Origin of the sequence: Streptomyces sp. NPDC006739 (assembly GCF_042869815.1) — a bacterium.
GTDB lineage: Bacteria > Actinomycetota > Actinomycetes > Streptomycetales > Streptomycetaceae > Streptomyces.
This window is the reverse complement of the sequence record NZ_JBIAGM010000007.1, coordinates 171962-193075: the sequence shown is the minus strand read 5'-3', so window position 1 is coordinate 193075 and position 21114 is coordinate 171962. Positions and strand designations below refer to the sequence as shown.

Here is a 21114-nt window from a genome sequence, read left to right as displayed (position 1 = left end):
GGTGCGGCGTACGACTGTCCGTCGGCGGGACTCAGGCCGGTTCGGGTTGCGGTTCCGGTCGCAGTACTGGTGCGGCCTTCGGCTCCCAGAGCCTGGTGGTCCGGGTGTAGCCGTGGATCACCGAGGTCATCGCCAGAAGGAGGAGCGGTCCGAACACCCACGGATGTCCGGCCATCTCCACCGGCAGACAGCGATAGGACACCAGGAGCGCGGCGAAGACCGTCGCGCCGTGGACGACCAGCTGGATTCCCGACCGGTCCCAGCCGCGTTCGATCGAGCGCATCGCCCCCTCGATCGTGAGCGCGAAGACCACACCGGCCACGAGGTCCACGCCGTAGTGGTAACCGAATCCCAGCGTCGCGGCGAGAGTGGCAACCAGCCAGAAGGCGCCCGCGAACCGCAGAACACGTGGGCCCTTACGGGAATGGATGAAGATCGTGGTGGCCCACGCCGTGTGCAGGCTGGGCATGCAGTTGCGCGGGGTGATCTCGTCGAACGGCATCTCGTGCGGGGTGTGGATCGGCGGCGGGATGTCCGGCCACAGGTTGGCCGCCGCCCAGTGGCCGCCGTCGGCACCGTAGGCGAAGGCCGGCCCGACCACCGGGAAGACCATGTAGACGGCGGGTCCGAGGAGGCCGATCACCAGGAAGGTACGCACCAGGTGATGGCGCGGGAAGCGGCGCTCGACCACCACATGGCGCAGCTGGTACATGGCGACCACGACCGCGGCCACCGCGAGCTGGATGTAGACGTAGTCGAGGACATGGGTGCCGATCGGGCCGGTGGCCCTGACGATCCGGCCCACCAGCCAGGACGGGTTGCCCAGCGCGTGGTCCGCGGTTGCCACGTACTGGTCGAGAACCGTCGGGCGGGCCTCCGAGGTGATGGACAGCCAGGCATCGCCGGTCTTGCGGCCGGTCACCAGCAGCAGTCCCAGCCCGACGCCCTTCAGGAGCAGGACCCGCTCCTGGCCGGTGCGGCGGGTGACAGCGATGACCGCCCAGCCCAGGATCACCCACAACGCGCCGTTCCCGAAAGGGTGGCCGTCGGTCACCTTTATGCCGGCGGCCCACCGCACCAGGAAGAAGACGACGTCGATGCCTATCGCGGCTCCGAGCGCGATGAACCGTTGCCGCCAGGTGAGCACCACCATCATCAACGCCATACCGGCATACAACAGAAAACCCGACTTCGGCGGAAATATCACCTCTCGCACCTGATTGGTGACCGGCGCCGGAAGGTCGTAGCACCGCGCGACAATCTCGAGTGTGACCAAGAATGCCAGGGCCACCACACCCGCCGCGGCCCGCAGCATCAGCCGCGGTTGGCGCCATTCGGCGAAAGCGATTCTTCCGTTTATTCGCGAAAGCACCCGCGATACCATAGATCTCAATTGTTTGGCCGATTTTTCATTTTGTTCAGTCAGTTGGTCGCTCGTCGTAGGTCCGAGCATGCTATCGGAGCGCCGCCAGTGGGCGAGGCCGCGGCGAGTGGTGAGGGTGTCCGGGTGCTCGGACCCCACGTGCCCGACCGCTACTGCTACGAGGTCGTCAGGACCAGGCTGTGGGCCGACCGGTGCCGAGGCGGGCCAGGATCCAGTCGTGGAACTCGCCGATGTGGTGTTCGCTGGGCACCAGGACGCCGCCCTTCGCGTACAGGCGTGAACCCATCGCCGGCTGACAGCGCTCGCAGGCGTCGAAGTCCTGCCGGTTGACCCGGTCGAACAGCTCGACCGACCGGCTGACGTCCTCGCCGCTCTCCACCACGCCCTTCAGGTACAGCCAGTCGCACTCCACGACGGTCCGGTCCACCGCCACCGGGTACATCCGGTGGAAGATCACGTGGTCGGGGACCAGGTTGATGAACACCTGCGGCCGCACCGTCACGGCGTAGTACCGGCGGTCCTGGTCCTCGGAGACGGTCGGGATGCGGTCCAGCCCCTCCGAGCCGTCGACGGTGAACCCCTTGACGTCCGCGCCGAATTCGGCGCCGTGCCCCACGTAGTACTGCGCCGCGTAGCCGTCGGCGAACTCCGGGAGCACCTCGGTGAGTTCCGGGTGGATCGTGGCGCAGTGGTAGCACTCCATGAAGTTCTCGATGATCAGCTTCCAGTTGGCCCGCACGTCGTAGACGATCCGCCTGCCGACCTCCAGGCTCCCGATGTCGTACCGGTCGATGGACTCGACGTCCCCGAGCCGCTCCACCACATCCGCTATCACCGACTGTTCGAACGGGGGCGGGTCCTCGGCCAGGCACACCCACACATAGCCGAGCCACTCGCGCACCGGCACGCTCGCCAGGCCGTACTCCGTCCGGCCCACGTCGGGCATCCTGGTGAGGTTCGGGGCCGCGACGAGCTTGCCGTCGAGGCCGTACGTCCAGGCGTGGTACGGGCACTGGAACGCCCGCTTCACCTCGCCGGACTCCTCCGTGCACAGCTTGGCGCCCCGGTGGCGGCACACATTGAAGAACGCGCGCACGGAGTTGTCCCGCGCCCGGGTCACCAGGACGCTCTCGCGGCCCACGTCCACGGTCCTGAACGCACCCGGCCTCGCCAGCTCCGAGGAGCGGGCCACGCAGCACCACATGGACTCGAAGATGTGCTCCTGCTCCAGGCGGAAGATCTCCGGATCCGTGTAGTGGTCTCCGGGGAGGGTCGCGATCAGGCTCTCCGGCAGGCCGGTCGTGGTCATGGTTCACCTCGCGGGAAGCGTCTCGGGCAGGAACTCCTGAAGTTTCCTCATGTGCAACACACATCGAGTTACGCAACACACAGTGCGGCCCGCCCCGACCCCTGTCAAGAGGAGGGCGGACCCTTGACCGCAAGGCGTCACAGCCAGGACCATGTTGCGTATCAGTCACGCTGTTGCGTCATACGAATCGCGTATGGCGGACCCCCGGGAGGACCCAGTGTCTCTTCGCCCGCGACCCGACCGCGACTTCGTCCTCACCCTGTCGTGCCCCGACCGCTCCGGAATCGTCCACGCCGTCACCGGATTCCTCGTCCGGCACTCCGGGAACATCCAGGAGAGCCAGCAGTTCGACGACCGTCCGCAGGACCGCTTCTTCATGCGGGTGCACTTCGACGTCTCGGATCCGGGCACGTCACTGGAGACCCTGCGGTCCGGCTTCGCCCCGGTCGCTGAGGCGTACCGGATCTCCTGGCAGCTGCACAGCGCGTCGACCCCCACCCGCGCGCTGATCATGGTGTCGAAGTTCGGCCACTGCCTGAACGACCTGCTCTTCAGGCAGCGCACCGGAGCGCTGAACATCGAGGTACCGGCGATCGTCTCCAACCACCGGGACTTCGAACCGCTCGCCGAGAGCTACGGGATCCCGTTCCACCACGTGCCCGTGACGGCGGAGACGAAGGCCGACGCGGAGGCCCGGCTGCTCAGGCTCGTCGACGAGCTGGACGTCGACCTCGTGGTCCTCGCCCGCTACATGCAGATCCTGTCGAACGATCTGTGCAAGCAGCTCGAAGGCCGGGCGATCAACATCCACCACTCGTTCCTGCCGAGCTTCAAGGGCGCACGGCCCTACGTCCAGGCGCACGAGCGCGGCGTCAAGCTCGTCGGAGCCACCGCGCACTACGTCACCCCGGACCTCGACGAGGGCCCCATCATCGAGCAGGACGTCATCCGGGTGAACCACGCGCAGAGCCCCGACAGCCTGGTCACTCTCGGACGAGACGTCGAGGCGCAGGTCCTCGCCCGGGCCGTGGAGTGGCACAGCCAGAACCGCGTCATGATCAACGGCAATCGCACGGTCGTCTTCCGCTGACCTGTGTCGACCCGTTCACATATGGTTCCGCCATGAGCAGCTTCGGCACCGAGTCCGCGGGCAACGCCGGCGGCGGGGTGCAGTCCGTCGACCGGGCTGTCACCGTACTGGAGATCCTGGCCCAGCGCGGCGAGGCAGGCGTAAGCGAAGTGGCCGAGGCCATCGACGTGCACAAGTCCACCGCCTTTCGCCTGCTCGGCGCGTTGGAGGCGCACGGGATGGTCGAGCAGGAGGGCGAGCGCGGCAAGTACCGCCTCGGCTTCGGCATGGTGCGACTGGCCGGTGCGGTCACCGGGCGCATCGAGGTCACGAAGCACGGGCGGGGAATCTGCGAGCGTCTCGCCGACGAACTGGGCGAGACGCTGAACATCGCGGTGCTGGAGTCACACCACGTGATCAACCTCGACCAGGTGCGCGGCCCGTCCGCCATCACCGCGCAGAACTGGGTCGGGCGGCTGACGCCGCTGCACTGCACGTCGAGCGGAAAGATCCTGCTCGCCCACCTCGAGGACGAACGCCGGGACGAGCTGATCGCGGCGGCCGGTCTCGCGCGCATGACGGCGCACACGCTGACGTCCAGGCGGAAGCTGGAAGCGGAACTGGCACAGGCCCGGGAGCGGGGCTACGCCATCACGGTGGAGGAATACGAGGAGGGGCTCAACGCCATGGCCGCTCCCGTGCGTTCCCGCGAGGGGGACACCGTCGCCGCGCTCACCGCCTCGGGTCCCGCCTTCCGTCTCACCGAGGAGCGGATGCACGAGCTGGCGCCGGTGCTGATCGAGGGAGCGGACGAGCTGAGCCGCCGGCTCGGACATGTGGGCTGAAACGAGCTGAGGCGCGCTGAGACGGCGGGACCGGCCGGGCGGGCGGCGGGCGGCGGTCCGGTCTGCGGATCGCCGGCCGCCGCCCGCGCGGCATGCCAGGCCTCAGGCCAGCCACTCCGTGGCCGCGTCCAGCAGCCAGTCGGTCAGATAGCCGGCGAACGAGGCACGCACCAGTACCCAGAAACCGGCCCGTGGTTCGTCACGGGCGACCAGTACGACCTGGGTGCGGCCGAGGGGCGTCTGGGCGCAGCTGCCGGGTCCGAAGGAGCGCGGGTGCAGGTCCAGCGCGCAGCCGTGGGCCAGCAGGTCACGGGCTCGGGCGCCCGAGACGAGGAGCGTGGTGCGCTGAGCGGAGACGTCGACCACGGACACCGGCTCGTCACCGCAAGCCGCACGGATCCGGCTCTCCAGCTCCCGCCGGCCACCCGGCGGACCGACCACGAGCCACTCGTCGGGGCCGAGCCACAGCACGGTCAACTGACCCGAGCGCACGACCGTGTTGGGTTCCACGGGCAGTGGGAGGCCCAGCTCCAGCCCGACGGCGTCCGCCGCCGCTCCCTTGGGGTCCAGGCGCACCCCGACCTGGGTCAGGAAGGGCAGTTCGGCCAGCCGGACCGCGCCGCCGGAGGAACGTGTGGCGGCGGCCAGGCGGTCGGCGGCATGCGCCAGAGGGCTGCGGGGCGGGGCGGTAGGGGCGGTGTCAGCCATCGCGGCGGGCTCCCTCGGGGTCGTAGAGGACGGGACTGGCGACGGTCACCGGGACCAGCCGGTCGCCCACGGGGGCGTAGAGCCGCTCGCCGATGCGCTCCCGGCCGCCCTTGACCAGGGCGAGCGCGAAGGTCCGGCCGAGTGCCGCGCTGCGGTAGCTGGAGGTGACATGGCCGAGCATCGGCACGGGCGGCGCGGGCAGCACGCTGTCGGCGACCAGGTGCGTGCCTTCGGGGAGGAAGGTGCCCGGATCGTCGGGGAGCAGGCCGACCAGGTGCTTGCGGTCGGGGCGGACGGTGTCGGCGCGGGCGTAGGAACGCTTGCCGAGGAAGTCCGGCTTCTTCTTCGACACCACCCAGCTCATGCCGAGGTCCTGCGGGGTGACCGTGCCGTCGGTGTCCTGGCCGACGATCGGATAGCCCTTCTCCGCGCGCAGCACATGCATCGTCTCGGTGCCGTACGCGGTGATGCCGTACGGGGCACCGGCTTCGTACAGCGCCTCCCACAGGGCCAGGGCCTGCCAGGGGGAGACGTTGATCTCGTAGGCCAGTTCGCCGGAGAAGCTGATCCGGCACACCCGCGCCTCGATGCCGGCGACGGTCGTCTCGCGCCAGGCCATGAACGGGAAGTCCTCGTTGCCCAAGGCCAGTCGGGGCGCGAGGGTGCCGAGGAGCGCGCGGGAGCGCGGGCCGACCAGGGCGACGGTCGCCCACTGCTCGGTCACTGACGTGCAGTGCACCCTCAGGTCCGGCCACTCCGTCTGCAGCCACTCCTCCATCCAGTCCAGTACGGCGGCCGCGTTGCCCGTCGTGGTGGTGGCCAGGAAGCGGTCCCGGGCGAGGCGGATGACGGTGCCGTCGTCGAAGACCATGCCGTCCGGGCGGCACATGACGCCGTAGCGGATCATGCCGACCTTCAGGGTGCTCATCAGGTTGGTGTAGAGGCGGTCGAGGAAGACGGCGGCGTCCGGGCCCTGTATGTCGATCTTGCCGAGGGTGGAGGCGTCCATGAAGGCGACGCCCTCGCGGGCCGCGGCGCACTCGCGCAGCACGGCGGTCTCCATGTCCTCGCCGTCCTGCGGGTAGTACCAGGGGCGCTTCCACTGGCCGACGTTCTCGAAGCGGGCTCCGTGCGCGACGTGCCACTCGTGCAGGGCCGTCGTACGGATCGGGTCGTGCAGCGCGCCGCGGTCGCGGCCGGCGAGCGTGGCGAAGGAGACCGGGGTGTACGGGGGACGGAACGTGGTCGTGCCGAGCGCGGAGACGTCCACGCCGAGCAGTTCGGCGACCACCCCGCCGGCCAGGAGTCCGGAGGTCTTGCCCTGGTCGTTGGCCGTGCCGGCCGTGGTGTAGCGCTTGGTGTGCTCGACCGAGCGCATTCCGGCGCCGGTCGCACGGGCCAGGTCGTCGACGGTGACGTCGCGTTGCAGGTCGACGAACCGGGGGGCGCCTTCGCGGCCGGGGACGGTGAAGACGTGCATGGGCGGCGTCGGGCGGGGCTCCGCGGGCACCGGGGGGAGGTGCACGGTCTCGGGCGGGTAGCCCTCGGCCTCGACCGCGCGGGCACCGGCAGCCGCGCCCTGCGCGAGAGCGGCGGCCAGATCGAAGACGCCGTTCGCGCTGCCCGCGACCTCGACGGCCTGACGGCAGGAGTCGGGGACGAAGGTGCCCAGTGCCTGGTCGTGGCGGAGCCGGCCGCCCGCCTGGCTGAACAGGTGCGCCACCGGGTTCCAGCCGCCGGAGACGAGAAGGAGATCGGCGGCGAACTCCCGCCGGCCCACGCTCTCTCCGTACGGGGCGACGGTCACCGCGGTCAGCCGCGCCTCGCCCTCGGTGGCGGTGACCGCGTGCCCGGGCAGCACCTCGATGCCGGCCGCGCGGGCACGCTCAGCCCACTCCCCCGGCTCGGGTCGGGTGTCCACGATGGCCGTGACCTCGGCACCGGCCCGGTGCAGGTCCAGCGCCGCCGCGTAGGCGCTGTCGTTGGTGGTGAACACCACCGCGTGCCGGCCGGGCAGGACGCCGTGGCGGTTGACGTAGGTGCGGGCCGAGGCGGCCAGCATCACGCCGGGCCGGTCGTTGTCGGCGAAGGCGAGGGAGCGTTCGTGGGCGCCGGTGGCGAGGACGACCCGGCGGGCGCGGATGCGGTGGACTCGTTCGCGGGAGACGTTCTCGGGGGCGTCGGCGCCGAGGTGGTTGGTGCGGCGTTCGACGGCCAGGAGGTGGTTGTCGTCGTAGTAGCCGAAGACGGTGGTGCGGCGCAGGACGCGAAGTTGGGGGGCGGCGTCGAGGTGTGCGGTCGTTTCGGCGACCCAGTCGGGGAGTTCGCCGGTGCCGAGGAGACTGCCACCGGGTTCGGGCCGGTCGTCGGCCAGGACGACACGGGCGCCGGTGCGTGCGGCGGCCACGGCGGCCGCGAGGCCGGCCGGGCCCGCGCCGACGATCAGGAGGTCGCAATGGGTGTGTACGGCGTCGTAGCGGGCCGGGTCCGGGGTGGCGGCGAGGCGGCCCTGGCCGGGGAGACCGGCCGCCACGAGGCCGTCGTACAGCTCGACGGTCGTGGCGGGGAGCATCGGCTCGGGGAAGGGTTCCTCGATCTGGACGACGGCGTTGGGTTCCTCGACGCCGGCGGAGAAGATGCCTCGGGGGCGGCCGAGTCTGATGCTGGTCGCCGCCGCGATGACGCCGTTGGCGAGGAGGGCGGAGGCGAGGGTGTCGCCCTCGACGCCCTGGTATTCGGTGCCGTCGAAGGTGAAGGTGAGGGTCCGCTTTTGGGCGCGGGTGCGGGTGCGGGTGCGGGCGGGTGCTGGGGGCTCTGCCCCGAGACCGGCTGGAACAGCCGGACCCGGCTGGGAGGGAACCGGACGTGACTGGGAAGTCAGGGGGCGTGGCTCGACCGTCTCCGGCCGTTGCTCCCCCGCCCGGTAGACAGCCAGGATCTCGTTCGTCGACGTGTCCCGCACCGCGTTGAACCACCGGCGGCAGCCCGCCGAGTGGCTCCACCTCTCGGCGAACGGGCCCCTCGGGTTGTCGCGGAAGAAGAGGTACTTGGCCCACTCCTCGTCGGTGAGGGATGCCGGGTCCTCCGGGTACGGCACGTGTGCCTGGCCGCCGTAGTGGAACTCGGCCTCGTCGCGGGGCCCGCACCACGGGCAGGGGATGAGCAGCATGTCGTTCGGCTCCCTTGAGGATCCCTAGTGGGCCACCGCGGCAGCGCCGTGCTCGTCGACGAGCGCGCCGGTGGTGAAACGGTCGAGCGAGAAGGGGGCGTTGAGGGGGTGGGGTGTGTCGTGGGCGATGGTGTGGGCGTAGACCCAGCCGACTCCCGGGGTCGCCTTGAAGCCGCCCGTGCCCCAGCCGCAGTTGAGATAGAGGTTGTCGACCGGGGTGAGGCCGATGATCGGGGAGGCGTCGGGGCTGACGTCGACGATGCCGCCCCAGGTGCGCAGCACATGGGCACGGGCGAAGACCGGGAAGAGTTCCAGGGCCGCCGCCATCTGCTCTTCGATGATGTGGAAGGCACCGCGCTGGGTGTAGGAGTTGTACGAGTCGATGCCCGCGCCCATCACCAGCTCGCCCTTGTGGGCCTGGCTGACGTACACGTGGACGGCGTTGGACATGACGACCGTCGGGTGCACCGGCTCCAGGAGTTCGGAGACCAGCGCCTGCAACGGGTGGCTCTGCAGGGGGAGTTCGATGCCCGCCATGGCGGCGAGGACCGAGGTGTGGCCGGCCGAGCACAGCGCGACCTTGCCCGCCGCGATCGGGCCCCGGGTGGTCCGCACCCCGACCACCCGGCCGCCGACGATGTCGAGGCCGGTGACCTCGCAGTTCTGGATGATGTCGATCCCGGCCGCGTCGGCCGAGCGGGCCAGGCCCCATGCGACGTGATCGTGCTTGGCGATGCCGGCTCGCGGCTGGTAGGTGGCGCCGAGGACCGGATAGCGCACGTCCGGGGAGGTGTTGACGATCGGGCAGACCTCGTGGACCTGCCGCTCGTCGAGCCACTCGGCGTCCACGCCGTTCAGGCGGTTGGCCTCCACCCGGCGCACGCTGTCGCGGACGTCCTGGAGGCTGTGGGCCAGGTTGAGGACACCGCGCTGGGAGAAGAGGATCGGGTAGTCGAGTTCCTCCGCCAGTCCCTCCCACAGCTTGAGCGCGTGCTCGTAGATGCCGGCGCTCTCGTCCCACAGGTAGTTGGAGCGGATGATCGTGGTGTTGCGGGCCATGTTGCCGCCCGCCAGCCAGCCCTTCTCCAGGACGGCGACGTTGGTGATGCCGTGGTTCCTCGCCAGGTAGTGGGCGGTGGCCAGACCGTGTCCGCCGCCGCCGACGACGATCACGTCGTACGAGCGCCTGGGGTCGGGCGTGCGCCACAGCCGGTCGGGGTGTTCGGGGAGTTCGGCGCCGGGGGTGCGGGGGCTCATCGGGCGTCTCCGTCCTCGGACAGGTGCGGGTAGAGCGGGTGCCGGGCGGCCAGTGCCTCGGTGCGGGCGCGCAGGGCGGCGACGTCCGGTTCCGGCTGGAGCGCCAGCGCGATCACGTCGGCGACCTCGGCGAAGTCCTCCTCGGTGAAGCCCCTGGTGGCCAGTGCCGGGGTGCCGATGCGCAGGCCCGAGGTGACCATGGGCGGGCGCGGGTCGAAGGGGACGGCGTTCCGGTTGACGGTGATGCCGATGTCGTGGAGCAGGTCCTCGGCCCCTCTGCCGTCGAGTGCGGAGTCGCGGAGGTCGACCAGGACCAGGTGGACGTCCGTGCCGCCGGTCAGCACCTTCACCCCGGCCGCCGACGCGTCCGGCCGGATGAGGCGTTCGGCGAGGATGCGGGCGCCGGCCAGGGTACGGGTCTGGCGCTCGGCGAACTCCGGTGACGCGGCGACCTTGAAGGACACCGCCTTCGCGGCGATGACGTGCTCCAGCGGGCCGCCCTGCATGCCCGGGAACACCGCTGAGTTGATCTTCTTGGCGAGGTCGGCCTCGTTGGTGAGAATGACCCCGCCGCGCGGGCCGCCGAGCGTCTTGTGGGTGGTGGTGGTCACCACGTGGGCGTGCGGGACGGGGTTGGGGTGAAGTCCGGCGGCGACCAGTCCGGCGAAGTGCGCCATGTCGACCATCAGCAGGGCGCCCACCTCGTCGGCGATCCGGCGGAAGGCGGCGAAGTCCAGCTGCCTGGGGTACGCCGACCAGCCCGCGATGATCATCTTGGGGCGGTGTTCCTTGGCGAGGCGCTCGACCTCGTCCATGTCGACCAGGTTGTCCGTCTCGGCCACGTGGTACGGCACGACGTTGAGCATCTTGCCGCTGTAGTTGATGCGCATGCCGTGGGTGAGGTGCCCGCCGTGCGCGAGGTCGAGACCGAGAACGGTGTCGCCGGGCTGGAGCAGCGCGAAGAAGACCGCGGTGTTGGCCTGGGCACCGGAGTGCGGCTGGACGTTGGCGAACCCCGCTCCGAAGAGCGACTTGATCCGCTCGATGGCCAACCGCTCGGTGACGTCGACGTGTTCGCAGCCGCCGTAGTAGCGGCGGCCGGGGTAGCCCTCGGCGTACTTGTTGGTGGCGACCGAGCCCTGCGCCTCCATCACGGCGGTGGGCGCGAAGTTCTCGGAGGCGATCATTTCGAGGGTGGACTGCTGACGGCGCAGTTCGGCCCGGAGGGCGGCGTGGACCTCGGGGTCCAGTTCCGCCAGGGGGGTGTTCAGCGCGTTCATAGGGTGTTCGCGTTCCTCTCGGCGGCCTCGACGACATTGGCGAGCAGCATGGCCCGGGTCATGGGGCCCACTCCCCCGGGCATCGGCGCGAGCCATCCGGCGACCTCGGCGGCCTCCGGGTGCACATCGCCGGCCAGCCCGTGGGCCGTGCGGGTGATGCCGACGTCCAGGACCGCCGCGCCGGGGCGCAGCAGGTCCTTGGTGATCAGGCCGGGCGAGCCGGCCGCCGCGATGACGATGTCCGCCTCGCGTACGTGCCAGGCCAGGCCCCTGGTCCCGGTGTGGCAGAGGGTGACGGTGGCGTTCTCGGAGCGGCGGGTGAGGAGGAGACCGATGGGCCGGCCCACGGTGATGCCGCGTCCGATCACGCACACCCGTGCTCCGGCGATCGGCACCTCGTGACGGCGCAGCAGTTCGAGGATCCCGCGAGGGGTGCAGGGCAACGGCGCCTCGACGCCGAGGACGAGCCGGCCGAGGTTGGCGGGGTGCAGCCCGTCGGCGTCCTTGGCCGGGTCCATCCGTTCCAGTACGGCGCCGGCGTCGAGGTGTGGCGGGAGCGGGAGCTGGACGATGTAGCCGGTGCAGGCCGGGTCGGCGTTGAGTTCGTCGATGACGTCCTCGACCTGCTGTCGGCCGGCGTCGGCCGGCAGTTCGCGGCGCAGGGAGGCGATGCCGACCTGCGCGCAGTCACGGTGCTTGCCGGCGACGTAGGCGTGACTGCCCGGGTCGTCGCCGACCAGGACGGTGCCCAGGCCCGGCGGGCGGCCGGTCGTGGCGGCCAGCTTGGCCACGCGTTCGGCGAGGTCGCGGCGGATGTCGGCGGCGGTCGCCTTGCCGTCGAGGAGTTGTGCGGTCACCGGTGGTGCTCCTTCTTGGCGGCTAGCCACGCAGACGGGACATCGTCGGGTCGAACAGCGGCTCCTCGGCGACGACCGCCTCGATGCGCTGGTCGAAGTAGCCGATGCGGACGGTGGTGCCGGGGGCGGTCAGCTCGGTGGGGAGCCAGGCGTAGGCGATGCCCTTGCCGATCGTGTAGCCGTAGGCGGCGCTGGTCACGTATCCGACGGGGCGTTCACCGTCGTACACCGGCTCCTTGCCCATGACGACCGACCGGGGATCGTCGATCGTCAGGCAGGTCAGTTTCCGCCGTACGTCGGCCCTGCGGCGTTCCAGCGCGGCCCTGCCGATGAAATCGTCCTTGTCGGGCTTGACGGCGAAGCCGACACCGGCCTCGTAGGGGTCGTGTTCGTAGGTCATGTCGGTGCCGAAGGAGCGGTAGCCCTTCTCCAGGCGCAGGCTGTTGAAGGCGCCCCGGCCGGCCGCGATGCCACCGAGCGGCCTGGCGGCCTGCCAGAGGGTGTCCCACAGTTTCTGGCCCAGGTCGGCGGTGGTGTACAGCTCCCAGCCGAGTTCGCCGACGTACGACAGGCGCATGGCCGTCACGGGGACGGAGCCGATGTGGGCCCGGCGGGCGCGGAAGTACTTCAGGCCGGCCGCCGAGAAGTCGGCGTCGGTGAGCGGTTGCAGGACGTCGCGGGCCAGTGGCCCCCACAGTCCGATGCAGCAGGTGCCGGGGGTGATGTCCCGGACCTGGACGGTGCCGTCGGCGGGCAGGTGCCGGCTGAACCAGTCGAGGTCCAGGTTGGAGTTGGCGCCGACCTGGAAGAGGTCGGGAGCGAGCCGGGCGACGGTGATGTCACTGCGGATGCCGCCGTCGTGGTCGAGGAGCAGGGTGTACGTCACCGAGCCGACGGACTTGGCGACCTTGCCGGTGCACAGCCGCTCCAGGAACCGCGCGGCGCCGTGCCCGCTGACCTCCAGCCGTTTGAGGGCCGTCATGTCGTACATCGCGACGGTCTCGCGGGTGGCCTGGGCCTCGGCGCCGACGATGGGCGACCAGTACCGGGCGGCCCAGTCGTTCGGGGTGACGAGGGAACGGCCTTCGACCAGGCCCGCGTTGGCCTCGTACCACTGGGGGCGCTCCCAGCCGTTGGCCTCCAGGAAGAAGGCGCCCAGCTCCTGCTGGCGGGTGTGGAAGGGGCTCGTGCGGATCGGGCGCGGGTGCCCGGCCGGCTGGAGGGGGTGCAGGATGTCGTAGACCTCGACGAAGTTCTGGCAGTCGCGGGCCAGCACGTACTCCGGGGACAGCTGGTGCGGTTCGAAGCGGTTGACGTCGCACTCGTGCAGGTCGAAGGACGAGCAGTGACCGTCGACCAGCCATTCTGCGACGGCCCGTCCCACACCGGCGGAGTGGGTGACCCACACGGCCTCGGCGACCCAGAACCCCTTGACGTCCGGGGACTCGCCGAGGAGGGGGAGGCCGTCGGTGGTGAAGGAGAACAGGCCGTTGATGCCCTCCTCGACCTTGGCCTCCCGGGTCGCGGGGAGCAGTGACCGGGTCTCGGTCCACGCGTCCGCGAAGTCCTCCTCGGTGAACTTCAGGACGGACGGCATCGCGTCGTCGGCGTCGTCGACGGACAGGATGTCGTCGGCGGAGACCGGCATCGGGCGGTGGCCGTAGGAGCCGATGCCCAGACCGTCGAAGCGGTCGCGGTAGTAGAGGTCGGCGTCCTGGTGGCGCAGGATCGGGCGCACCGCCTCCCGCGTCTGGCCCGCCAGCGCCGGTACCGGGCCGGTCCAGGCCAGTTGGTGGGCGAGCGGGGTGAGCGGCAGGTTCATGCCGACCATGCGGGCGATCTTCGGGCCCCAGATGCCGGCGCAGCACACGACGATGTCGGCGGGGATCTCGCCCTGGTCGGTGCGGACGCCGGTGACCTCGCCGTCGGTCTGCGTCACGTCCAGGACCTCGTGGCGAGCGAGGAAGCGGACACCGCGTTCGGTGGCCCGGCGGATCTGCGCCTCGACGGCGAGGACGGCCTTGGCGATCCCGTCCGTCGGGACCAGGAGACCGCCGAGGACCCTGTCGGGGTTGACCAGGGGGTGCTGTTCGACGCACTCCTCGGGGCTCAGCAGCCGGCTCTCGATGCCCCAGGAGGTGAGCCAGCCCTGGCGGCGCCGGAGTTCGGCGACGCGCTCCGCGGTGGTCGCCACCTCGAGGCCGCCGACCTGAAGGAAGCAGGGTCGGCCGTCGACGTCGAGGGAGCAGAACTTCTCGACCGTGTAGCGGGCCAGCTCGGTCATGGTCTTGGAGGAGTTCGTCTGGAAGACCAGGCCCGGGGCGTGCGACGACGATCCGCCGGTGGCGGGCAGGGGGCCCTGGTCGACCACGGTCACTTCGGTCCAGCCTCGCGCGGAGATCTCGTCGGCGAGCGCCGCCCCCACGACGCCCGCTCCGATGATGACCACCCGGGGTCCCGCCATCGCCGCACCTCCGACTTGGAAAGCGTTCCAGTTGCCCAGTCACCAGTTGCTGGTTCCCAGTTGCTAGTCGCGCAACATGGTTCAGGTTGCGCAACTCAATGTGCCCGTCGGGGGGATACGTGTCAAGGGGTCCGTGACGTCGGAAAACCACCCCGGAACGCGACGGGGCCCGGCAGGCTGACAGCGCAGCCTGCCGGGCCCTTCCGGCGGGTTTCCGGGGCGCCGGCGCGCCCTACTTGATCCAGGCGTCGACCTTGCCGCGGTTGGCCTCGACCCACTTCTTCGCCGCCGCGTCGGGCGACAGCTTGTCCACCGCGATGGACTTGGCCACGGCGTTCTGGTCGTCGTTCGTCCAGTTGAAGTTCTTCACCAGGTGATAGGCCGGGCTGCCCGACTGGGCGAACTTGGCGCTGACGATCTTGTCCAGGTCGTACACGGGATAGTCGCAGGCGACCTTCGCCGCATCGGCGTCGCAGCCCGTCTTGTACGCCGGGAGGTTGACCTTGACGAGTGGCACCTCGGACAGGAACCACTGCGGCTCGTAGAAGTAGCCGATCACCCATTGCTTGTTCTTCTCGGCGTTGCGGTACGCCTGGATGAGCGCGGTCTCGCTGCCCGCGTACACCACCTTGAAGTCCAGTTTCAGGTTCTTCACCAGCGCCGCGTCGTTGGTGACGTACGACGGGTCGCCGTCGAGGAGCTGGCCCTTTCCGCCCGACTCCGAGGTCTGGAACTTGGACGCGTACTTGTCGAGGTTCTTCCAGTCGGTGATGTCCGGGTGCGCCTTCGCCAGCCACGGCGGCACGAACCAGCCGATGATGCCCTTGTTGCCGGTCTGGCCGGCCTCGACGGCGGTCTTCTGCCCGGTGATGTACTTCTTCTTCAGGTCGTCGTGGCCCCAGTTCTCCAGGACGGCGTCGACCTCGCCCGTGCCGAAGCCCTGCCAGGCGATCTCCTCCTTGAGGTCCTTCTTGGTGACCGTACAGCCGAGGTCGTGCTGCGCGACGTACGCGACGACCGCCGCGTCCGCCTCGTAGCCCACCCAGGGGTTGACGGCCAGGTTGAAGGTGCCGCACTTGCCCGAGCTGCCCGGACTCCCGGCGCTGTTGTCGCCGACCTTCGCGCCACCGCAGGCCGTGAGGGTGAGGCCGAGAACCGCCATGCCGGCCGCTCCGGCCCGCCAGTGTCTTGCCATGGTGTGGTGCTCCTTATGCGCTGGTGCGGCGAGCCGCTGCCTGAGTGATCCGGTCGAACATGACTCCGAGCAGGACGATGGCGAGTCCGGCCGCCAGTCCCTTGCCGTACAGCTGTCCCTGGGAGAATCCGGCGACGACGTCGTAGCCGAGGGCGCCCGCTCCCACCAGACCGCCCACGACGACCATCGACAGCACGTAGATCAGGCCCTGGTTGGTCGCCAGCGTCAACGCTCCGCGTGACATCGGCAGCTGGACCTTGGTGATGATCTGCCAGGTGTTGCACCCGGCGGCCGTCGCCGCTTCCACGGTGGTCTCGGGCACGGTCCGCACCCCGTCGGCGATGATCTTTATGGCGACCGGGGCCGCGTAGACCACGGCGGCGACGATGGCCGTGAACCGGGTCGCGCCGAAGAGCGCGAGGAACGGTACGAGGTAGACGAACGGCGGCATCACCTGTGCCGCGTCCAGGGTCGGCCGCACCAGCCGGTCCACGAGCGGGCTGCGTCCCATCCACACCCCGAAGACGACGCCGAGGAGCATCACCAGCACCGTGGCGACCACGGTCGAGGCCAGTGTCGTCATGCCGTCCGACCACACGCCCGTGCCGACCAGCAGCCCCACGCACACCGCGGTGGTCACCCCGGCCCGCCGGCCGCCGAGGACCGCGCCCACCGCGATCAGGGCGGCGCCGACGACCCACCACGGGGAGTCGGTCAGCAGGGTCTGGAACGGGTTGAGCAGGCCGTTGGTGATGGCGTCGCGGAAGCCGTTGGTGAGGCCCGACAGGTGGTCCTGGGCCCAGGTGGTCACGTCGTCCGCCGCCTTGGCGATGGAGCTGCCGGTGCCGCCCTGGCCGGGGAAGTCCGCCGCCCACACGTACGTGTGCGACAGATAGACCAGGACCACCGCCACGACACCTCCGGCCGCCAGCAGCGGCCGCCGCCACCTGAGGAAGCGGCCGTCCGAGTTGCGGGCCGCCTCCGCTCGTCCGCTGGCCGCGGTGGTCACCCGGTCCAGCACGATGGCCATGACGACGATGGCCAGGCCCGCGTTGAAGGCCGTTCCGACATCGAGGGACTGCAGGGCCTGGACGACGGTCTTGCCGAGGCCCGGCGCGTCGATCAGGGCCGCGATGGTGACCATGGCCAGCGCCGCCATGATGGTCTGGTTGACGCCCATCACCACGGTCCGCCTGGACATCGGCAACAGCACCTTGAGCAGCGACTGCCGGGGGGTGGCGCCCATGGAGTCGGCCGCCTCGACCGTCGTCGCGGGCACGGAACGGATGGCGTGCGCGGTGATGCGGATGGCCGGCGGCGCGGCGTAGATCACGGTGGCGATGGTCGCGGACGCACCGCCGATGAGGAAGATCAGGGTCAGCGGGGCCAGGTAGACGAAGGTCGGCATCGTCTGCATGAAGTCCAGGAAGGGCGTGATGATCCGGTTGAACCGGTCGGACAGGCCCGCCCACACGCCCAGCGGGATGGCGAACAGCAGCGCCACGAACACCGCGCACAGGATGAGGGCCAGGGTGTCCATGCTCTCCTGCCACAGGCCCTGCAGCCCGAAGAAGGTGAAGCCGGCCACGGCCAGCAGCGCCACCCGCCAGTCGGCCAGCGCCCAGGAGACGTACCCGGCCAGGCCCACCACGCCGAGCCAGCCGATCTGCGGGACCGGGCGGGTGCCGGACGGCTGGGAGATCAGGTGCTGGACGAAGGTCACCAGGTTGTCGATGACCAGCCGGATCTCGTTGAAGAAGTACAGGAAGAGCGGGTTGGAGTTGCGGTTGGCGCCGATGGAGTCGTTGACGTCGTTGAGCCAGCGGTGCAGTCCGGTGAGGTCCGCCGCCGCCAGGGACAGGGTCTGGGTGCCGCGCAGCACGGCGAACAGCAGCAGCCAGACGACCAGGATCGCGGCCACCACCATGGACCGGCTGATCCGGCGTGCCCGCGCGACCGGCGCCGGCGGCTCGGGCCGCCGTGTCTTCTGCGGTTTCCGCACGGCGACGGTCATCGCGCGTCGCCTTCCTGTCCGGCGACCACGGCGAGGATCTCCTCGTCGCCGACGATGCCGAGCAGCTTTCCGTCCTCGACGACCTTGACCGGCTTCTCGGCCGCGAGCACCGCCCGGGTGGCCTCCCGCACCACGACGTCCGGACCCAGCTCCGGCCCGTCCAGCGGGTCGCCGGGCTCCGCCGGACGCATGATCCATCGCAGGGTCAGCACATCGCCGCGCGGCACGTCCTTCACGAAGTCGCGCACGTAGTCGTCCGCGGGGGCGCCGACCAGTTCGTCACCGGTGCCGCACTGGACCATCCTGCCGTCGCGCATGATGAGGATGCGGTCGCCCAGCTTCAGCGCCTCGGACAGGTCGTGGGTGATGAACACCATCGTCTTGCCGACCTCGTGGTGCAGGCGGATGACCTCGCTCTGCATGTCACGGCGGATCAGCGGGTCGAGCGCGGAGAACGGCTCGTCGAAGAGGAGCACGTCGGGATCGCCGGCCAGGGCGCGGGCCAGGCCGACGCGCTGCTGCATACCGCCGGAGAGCTGGTCGGGGTAGGAGTTCTCGTATCCGGCGAGGCCGACCAGTTCGACGACCTCCAGTGCCCGCCGGGTGCGCTCGGCCCGGCTCATGCCGCGTATCTCCAGTCCGAACGCCACGTTGTCGACGACCCGGCGGTGCGGCAGCAGCCCGAAGTGCTGGAAGACCATGGAGAACTTGCTGCGCCGCAGTTCGCGCAGGCGCTTCTCGTCCGCGTCCCGGATGTCCTCGCCCTCGAAGACGATCTCACCGGCGGTGGGCTCGATCAGCCGGGTCAGACAGCGCACCAGGGTGGACTTGCCGGAGCCGGACAGGCCCATGACGACGAAGACCTCGCCGGGCGCGACCTCGAAGTTCACGTCGCGCACGGCGGCGGTACAGCCGGTGCGGTCCATCAGCTCGCGGCGCGTCAGCCCGCACAGTTCCTCGGAGTCCGGCACCTGGTTCGCCTTCGGCCCGAACACCTTCCACAGCTTGCGCACGGAGATGACCGGCGCGGGGACCGCGTCCCGGGGCGTGCCGCGTCGCCGCGGCGCGTCGGTCTGCGTGGGGGTCATGGTCGACCTCTTTTCGGCGTTCAGCCGCGGAACCAGTGTTGCGGCCGGGGTTGGATGTTCTGCCAGATGTGCTTGGGCTCGCGGTACTCGCCCAGGCCGGTGGGTCCCAGTTCCCGGCCCACGCCGGAATGCCCGAAGCCACCCCATTCCGCCTGCGGCACGTAGGGGTGGTAGTCGTTGATCCACACCGTGCCGTGACGCAGCCGCCGGGCGACCCGCTGGGCCTTCCCGGCGTCCTCGGTCCACACGGCTCCGGCGAGTCCGTACTCGGTGTCGTTGGCGATGCGTACGGCGTCGTCCTCGTCGGTGAAGCGCTCCACCGTGAGCACGGGTCCGAAGGACTCCTCGTGCACCACCCGCATGTCCTGCCGGCACTCGTCGAGCACGGTGGGCGGGTAGTAGTGGCCGTTCGCCAGGGCCGGGTCGGCGGGGCGTTCGCCGCCGCAGCGCAGTACCGCGCCCTCTGCGACACCGCCGGCGACGTACGCCTCGACCTTGGCCAGGTGCTGCGCGGAGATCAGTGCCCCGGTGTCGGCCTCGGGATCGAAGGGTCCGCCGAGACGGATCCGTCCGGCCCGGCGGACCACCTCGTCGACGAACCGGTCGTGCAGCGAGTCCTCGACGATCAGCCGGGCGCCGGCCGAGCAGACCTGCCCGGAATGCAGGAAGACGGCCGTGAGAGCGAAGTCCACGGCCGTCTCGAAGTCGGCGTCGGCGAAGACGACGTTGGGATTCTTTCCGCCGAGTTCCAGCGCGACCTTCTTCACGGTGGCGGCTGCGGTGGCCATGATCCGCCGGCCGGTGTCCAGGCCGCCGGTGAAGGAGACCATGTCGACGCGGGGATCCTCCGAGAGCGGGGCGCCCACCTCGGGGCCGGCCCCCAGGACGAGGTTGGCGGCGCCGGCCGGGAGTCCTGCCTCCTGCAGTGCTCTCATCAGCAGGATGGAGGTGGAGGGGGTCAGTTCACTCGGCTTGAGGACGATCGTGTTGCCCGCGACAAGGGCCGGGGCGACCTTCCAACTCGCCTGGAGCAGCGGGTAGTTCCAGGGTGTGATCAGCGCGCACACCCCGACCGGCTCGTACACCACGCGGCTGACGGCGTCGTCGCGGCCGGTGTCGATCACCCGGCCGGCGTCGGTGCCGCCGAGGCCGCCGTAGTAGCGGAAGCAGGAGACGACGTCGGCGATGTCGTACTCGCTCTCCACCAGCCGCTTGCCCGTGTCCAGCGACTCGGCGCGGGCGAATTCCTTGGCGTCGCGCTCGACGAGGTCGGCGGTGCGCAGCAGCAGGGCGCCGCGCTCGCGCTCGGGGGTGTGCGGCCAGGGGCCTTCGTCGAAGGCCCGGCGGGCCGCGGCGACGGCGGCCTCGGTGTCGGGACGCGTCCCTTCGGACACGGTCGCGGAGAGGGTGCCGTCGGCGGGGCACCGGATGTCCCGGTGACCTCCGGCCACCGGGTCCCGCCATTCCCCGTCCACATACAGGTCTGCCACGTCGGGGCCTTTCCAGCCAATTTCGTTGCGCATAGCGCACCGTATTGCTTGTGGTGGAACACTCTGGAGACTGCGGGAACCCACGTCAAGGGGTAGCGGAGCGGCAATCGGAAAACTCTGTGTTACCGGGTCCTGGTCACCGGGGGGAGGCGCTCAGCCGGTCCAGCAGGGCGCGGCGCCATCGTTCGGTCTCGGCGATCTGGTTGAAGGTGAACAGGTGGAGGCCCGCCACGTCCGCCGGCGGCGCGGTGAGCGCCTCGGCGGCGCGGGCGAGCAGCCGCTCGGGCGCGTAGCCGCCGGGGGCCGCGAAGCGCAGGAACCAGGAGGTGTGTCCGGCCAGGAACCGGGTGGACTCCCCCACGCCGATCTTCGTAGCCATGGACAGCAGCTTCGCCCGCTGTACGGGGCCCGCGACGCCCACGTGCACGGGCAGGGCGACATCACGGCGGCGGATCCGGCGGACCCAGTCACCCAGCACGCGCGGGTCGAAGCAGAGGTTGCTGACAATGTACGTGGCGTGCGCCTGTTTGTCCCACATCGCCTGGATGGTGAGGTCGTCGTGGATGAGCGGGTGGCTCTCGGGATAGCCGGTGATGCCGACCCGGGCGAAGGGGCTGCCCAGTTCGCCGAGCCGGCGCAGCACCGGCAGCGCGCCGTCGTAGACCCCGGCCGGCGGACCGGCGTCCCCCGCCGGGACGAAGACGTCGGCGACGCCCGCCTCGCGGAGCCGGTCGACGACGTCCTTGAGGTGGGCGTCGTCCCGCAGCAGCCGCGCGGGCACGTGCGGGACGACGCGGTGACCGTGCGCCGCGAGCCGGGTGGCGAGGTCGAGGGTCGGTTCCAGACCCTTGACCGGCGAGGCCGTCACGGTGACGACGACGTCGCGCGGGACATGGGCGAGGACCTTGTCCTCGGTCGCCTTCGCGGGCAGCACCTCGTAGCGGACGCTACCCAGCAGAGCGCGCAGACCGTCGGCGCCCAAGGC

15 protein-coding genes are annotated in these 21114 nt (G+C 70.5%); 2 read left to right on the top strand and 13 right to left on the bottom strand.

What is annotated here, in order from left to right; all coding sequences use genetic code 11:
- Positions 1-31 precede the first annotated feature (31 nt).
- A complete protein-coding gene (locus ACFYMM_RS16865) occupies positions 32-1315 on the bottom strand; it encodes a phosphatase PAP2 family protein (protein WP_388387348.1) in 1284 nt (427 codons plus the stop codon).
- 235 nt (positions 1316-1550) lie between these two features.
- Positions 1551-2693, bottom strand: a complete 1143-nt coding sequence (locus ACFYMM_RS16860) for an aromatic ring-hydroxylating dioxygenase subunit alpha (protein ID WP_388387013.1) — start codon at positions 2691-2693, stop codon at positions 1551-1553.
- Between the two features lie 217 nt (positions 2694-2910).
- Between ACFYMM_RS16860 and purU the strand changes: the two genes are divergently transcribed.
- Entirely contained in the window at positions 2911-3783 is an 873-nt protein-coding gene (gene purU / locus ACFYMM_RS16855) for a formyltetrahydrofolate deformylase (protein ID WP_388387011.1), read from the top strand.
- A 32-nt stretch (positions 3784-3815) separates the two neighbouring features.
- On the top strand, positions 3816-4607 hold the full coding sequence (locus tag ACFYMM_RS16850; RefSeq protein WP_388387009.1) for an IclR family transcriptional regulator: 792 nt from the start codon (positions 3816-3818) through the stop codon (positions 4605-4607).
- Positions 4608-4709: 102 nt separating this feature from the next.
- Here the strand turns inward: ACFYMM_RS16850 and ACFYMM_RS16845 are convergent, their stop codons facing one another.
- The 11 genes from ACFYMM_RS16845 to ACFYMM_RS16795 form a co-directional block, all read right to left on the bottom strand.
- Positions 4710-5315 (bottom strand): sarcosine oxidase subunit gamma, encoded by a 606-nt coding sequence (locus ACFYMM_RS16845; RefSeq protein WP_388387007.1) that lies wholly within the window; start codon positions 5313-5315, stop codon positions 4710-4712.
- Complete coding sequence (locus ACFYMM_RS16840; protein WP_388387005.1) at positions 5308-8484, bottom strand: sarcosine oxidase subunit delta family protein; 3177 nt, start codon at positions 8482-8484, stop codon at positions 5308-5310. The genes ACFYMM_RS16845 and ACFYMM_RS16840 overlap by 8 nt, the downstream gene beginning before the upstream one ends.
- A gap of 24 nt (positions 8485-8508) precedes the next feature.
- A complete protein-coding gene (locus tag ACFYMM_RS16835; RefSeq protein ID WP_388387003.1) occupies positions 8509-9741 on the bottom strand; it encodes a sarcosine oxidase subunit beta family protein in 1233 nt (410 codons plus the stop codon).
- Entirely contained in the window at positions 9738-11021 is a 1284-nt protein-coding gene (glyA, locus tag ACFYMM_RS16830; protein WP_388387001.1) for a serine hydroxymethyltransferase, read from the bottom strand. The genes ACFYMM_RS16835 and glyA overlap by 4 nt, the downstream gene beginning before the upstream one ends.
- On the bottom strand, positions 11018-11878 hold the full coding sequence (locus ACFYMM_RS16825; protein WP_388386999.1) for a bifunctional methylenetetrahydrofolate dehydrogenase/methenyltetrahydrofolate cyclohydrolase: 861 nt from the start codon (positions 11876-11878) through the stop codon (positions 11018-11020). The genes glyA and ACFYMM_RS16825 overlap by 4 nt, the downstream gene beginning before the upstream one ends.
- Before the next feature lie 22 nt (positions 11879-11900).
- Positions 11901-14342 (bottom strand): FAD-dependent oxidoreductase, encoded by a 2442-nt coding sequence (locus ACFYMM_RS16820; protein ID WP_388386997.1) that lies wholly within the window; start codon positions 14340-14342, stop codon positions 11901-11903.
- 232 nt (positions 14343-14574) lie between these two features.
- The gene (locus tag ACFYMM_RS16815) at positions 14575-15537 is read right to left on the bottom strand and encodes an ABC transporter substrate-binding protein (protein ID WP_388386995.1); all 963 of its coding nucleotides are present in this window, start codon (positions 15535-15537) and stop codon (positions 14575-14577) included.
- 13 nt (positions 15538-15550) lie between these two features.
- Entirely contained in the window at positions 15551-17551 is a 2001-nt protein-coding gene (locus ACFYMM_RS16810) for an ABC transporter permease (RefSeq protein ID WP_388386993.1), read from the bottom strand.
- Positions 17548-18639: a glycine betaine/L-proline ABC transporter ATP-binding protein gene (locus ACFYMM_RS16805; protein ID WP_388386991.1), complete on the bottom strand. Its 1092-nt coding sequence runs from the start codon at positions 18637-18639 to the stop codon at positions 17548-17550. Before ACFYMM_RS16805 ends, ACFYMM_RS16810 begins: the two co-directional genes overlap by 4 nt.
- A 20-nt stretch (positions 18640-18659) precedes the next feature.
- A complete protein-coding gene (locus tag ACFYMM_RS16800) occupies positions 18660-20129 on the bottom strand; it encodes an aldehyde dehydrogenase family protein (RefSeq protein ID WP_388386989.1) in 1470 nt (489 codons plus the stop codon).
- A gap of 136 nt (positions 20130-20265) precedes the next feature.
- A complete protein-coding gene (locus tag ACFYMM_RS16795) occupies positions 20266-21111 on the bottom strand; it encodes a 5,10-methylenetetrahydrofolate reductase (protein ID WP_388386987.1) in 846 nt (281 codons plus the stop codon).
- Between the last annotated feature and the right edge of the window lie 3 nt (positions 21112-21114).

Excerpts from the sequence above, each read along its gene's own strand:
- ACFYMM_RS16865 (WP_388387348.1), bottom strand. The coding sequence starts at position 1,315 with ATGCTGCGGGCCGCGGCGGGTGTGGTGGCCCTGGCATTCTTGGTCACA.
- ACFYMM_RS16860 (WP_388387013.1), bottom strand. The coding sequence starts at position 2,693 with ATGACCACGACCGGCCTGCCGGAGAGCCTGATCGCGACCCTCCCCGGA.
- ACFYMM_RS16850 (WP_388387009.1), top strand. The coding sequence starts at position 3,816 with ATGAGCAGCTTCGGCACCGAGTCCGCGGGCAACGCCGGCGGCGGGGTG.
- ACFYMM_RS16845 (WP_388387007.1), bottom strand. The coding sequence starts at position 5,315 with ATGGCTGACACCGCCCCTACCGCCCCGCCCCGCAGCCCTCTGGCGCAT.
- ACFYMM_RS16840 (WP_388387005.1), bottom strand. The coding sequence starts at position 8,484 with ATGCTGCTCATCCCCTGCCCGTGGTGCGGGCCCCGCGACGAGGCCGAG.
- ACFYMM_RS16835 (WP_388387003.1), bottom strand. The coding sequence starts at position 9,741 with ATGAGCCCCCGCACCCCCGGCGCCGAACTCCCCGAACACCCCGACCGG.
- glyA (WP_388387001.1), bottom strand. The coding sequence starts at position 11,021 with ATGAACGCGCTGAACACCCCCCTGGCGGAACTGGACCCCGAGGTCCAC.
- ACFYMM_RS16820 (WP_388386997.1), bottom strand. The coding sequence starts at position 14,342 with ATGGCGGGACCCCGGGTGGTCATCATCGGAGCGGGCGTCGTGGGGGCG.
- ACFYMM_RS16815 (WP_388386995.1), bottom strand. The coding sequence starts at position 15,537 with ATGGCAAGACACTGGCGGGCCGGAGCGGCCGGCATGGCGGTTCTCGGC.
- ACFYMM_RS16810 (WP_388386993.1), bottom strand. The coding sequence starts at position 17,551 with ATGACCGTCGCCGTGCGGAAACCGCAGAAGACACGGCGGCCCGAGCCG.
- ACFYMM_RS16805 (WP_388386991.1), bottom strand. The coding sequence starts at position 18,639 with ATGACCCCCACGCAGACCGACGCGCCGCGGCGACGCGGCACGCCCCGG.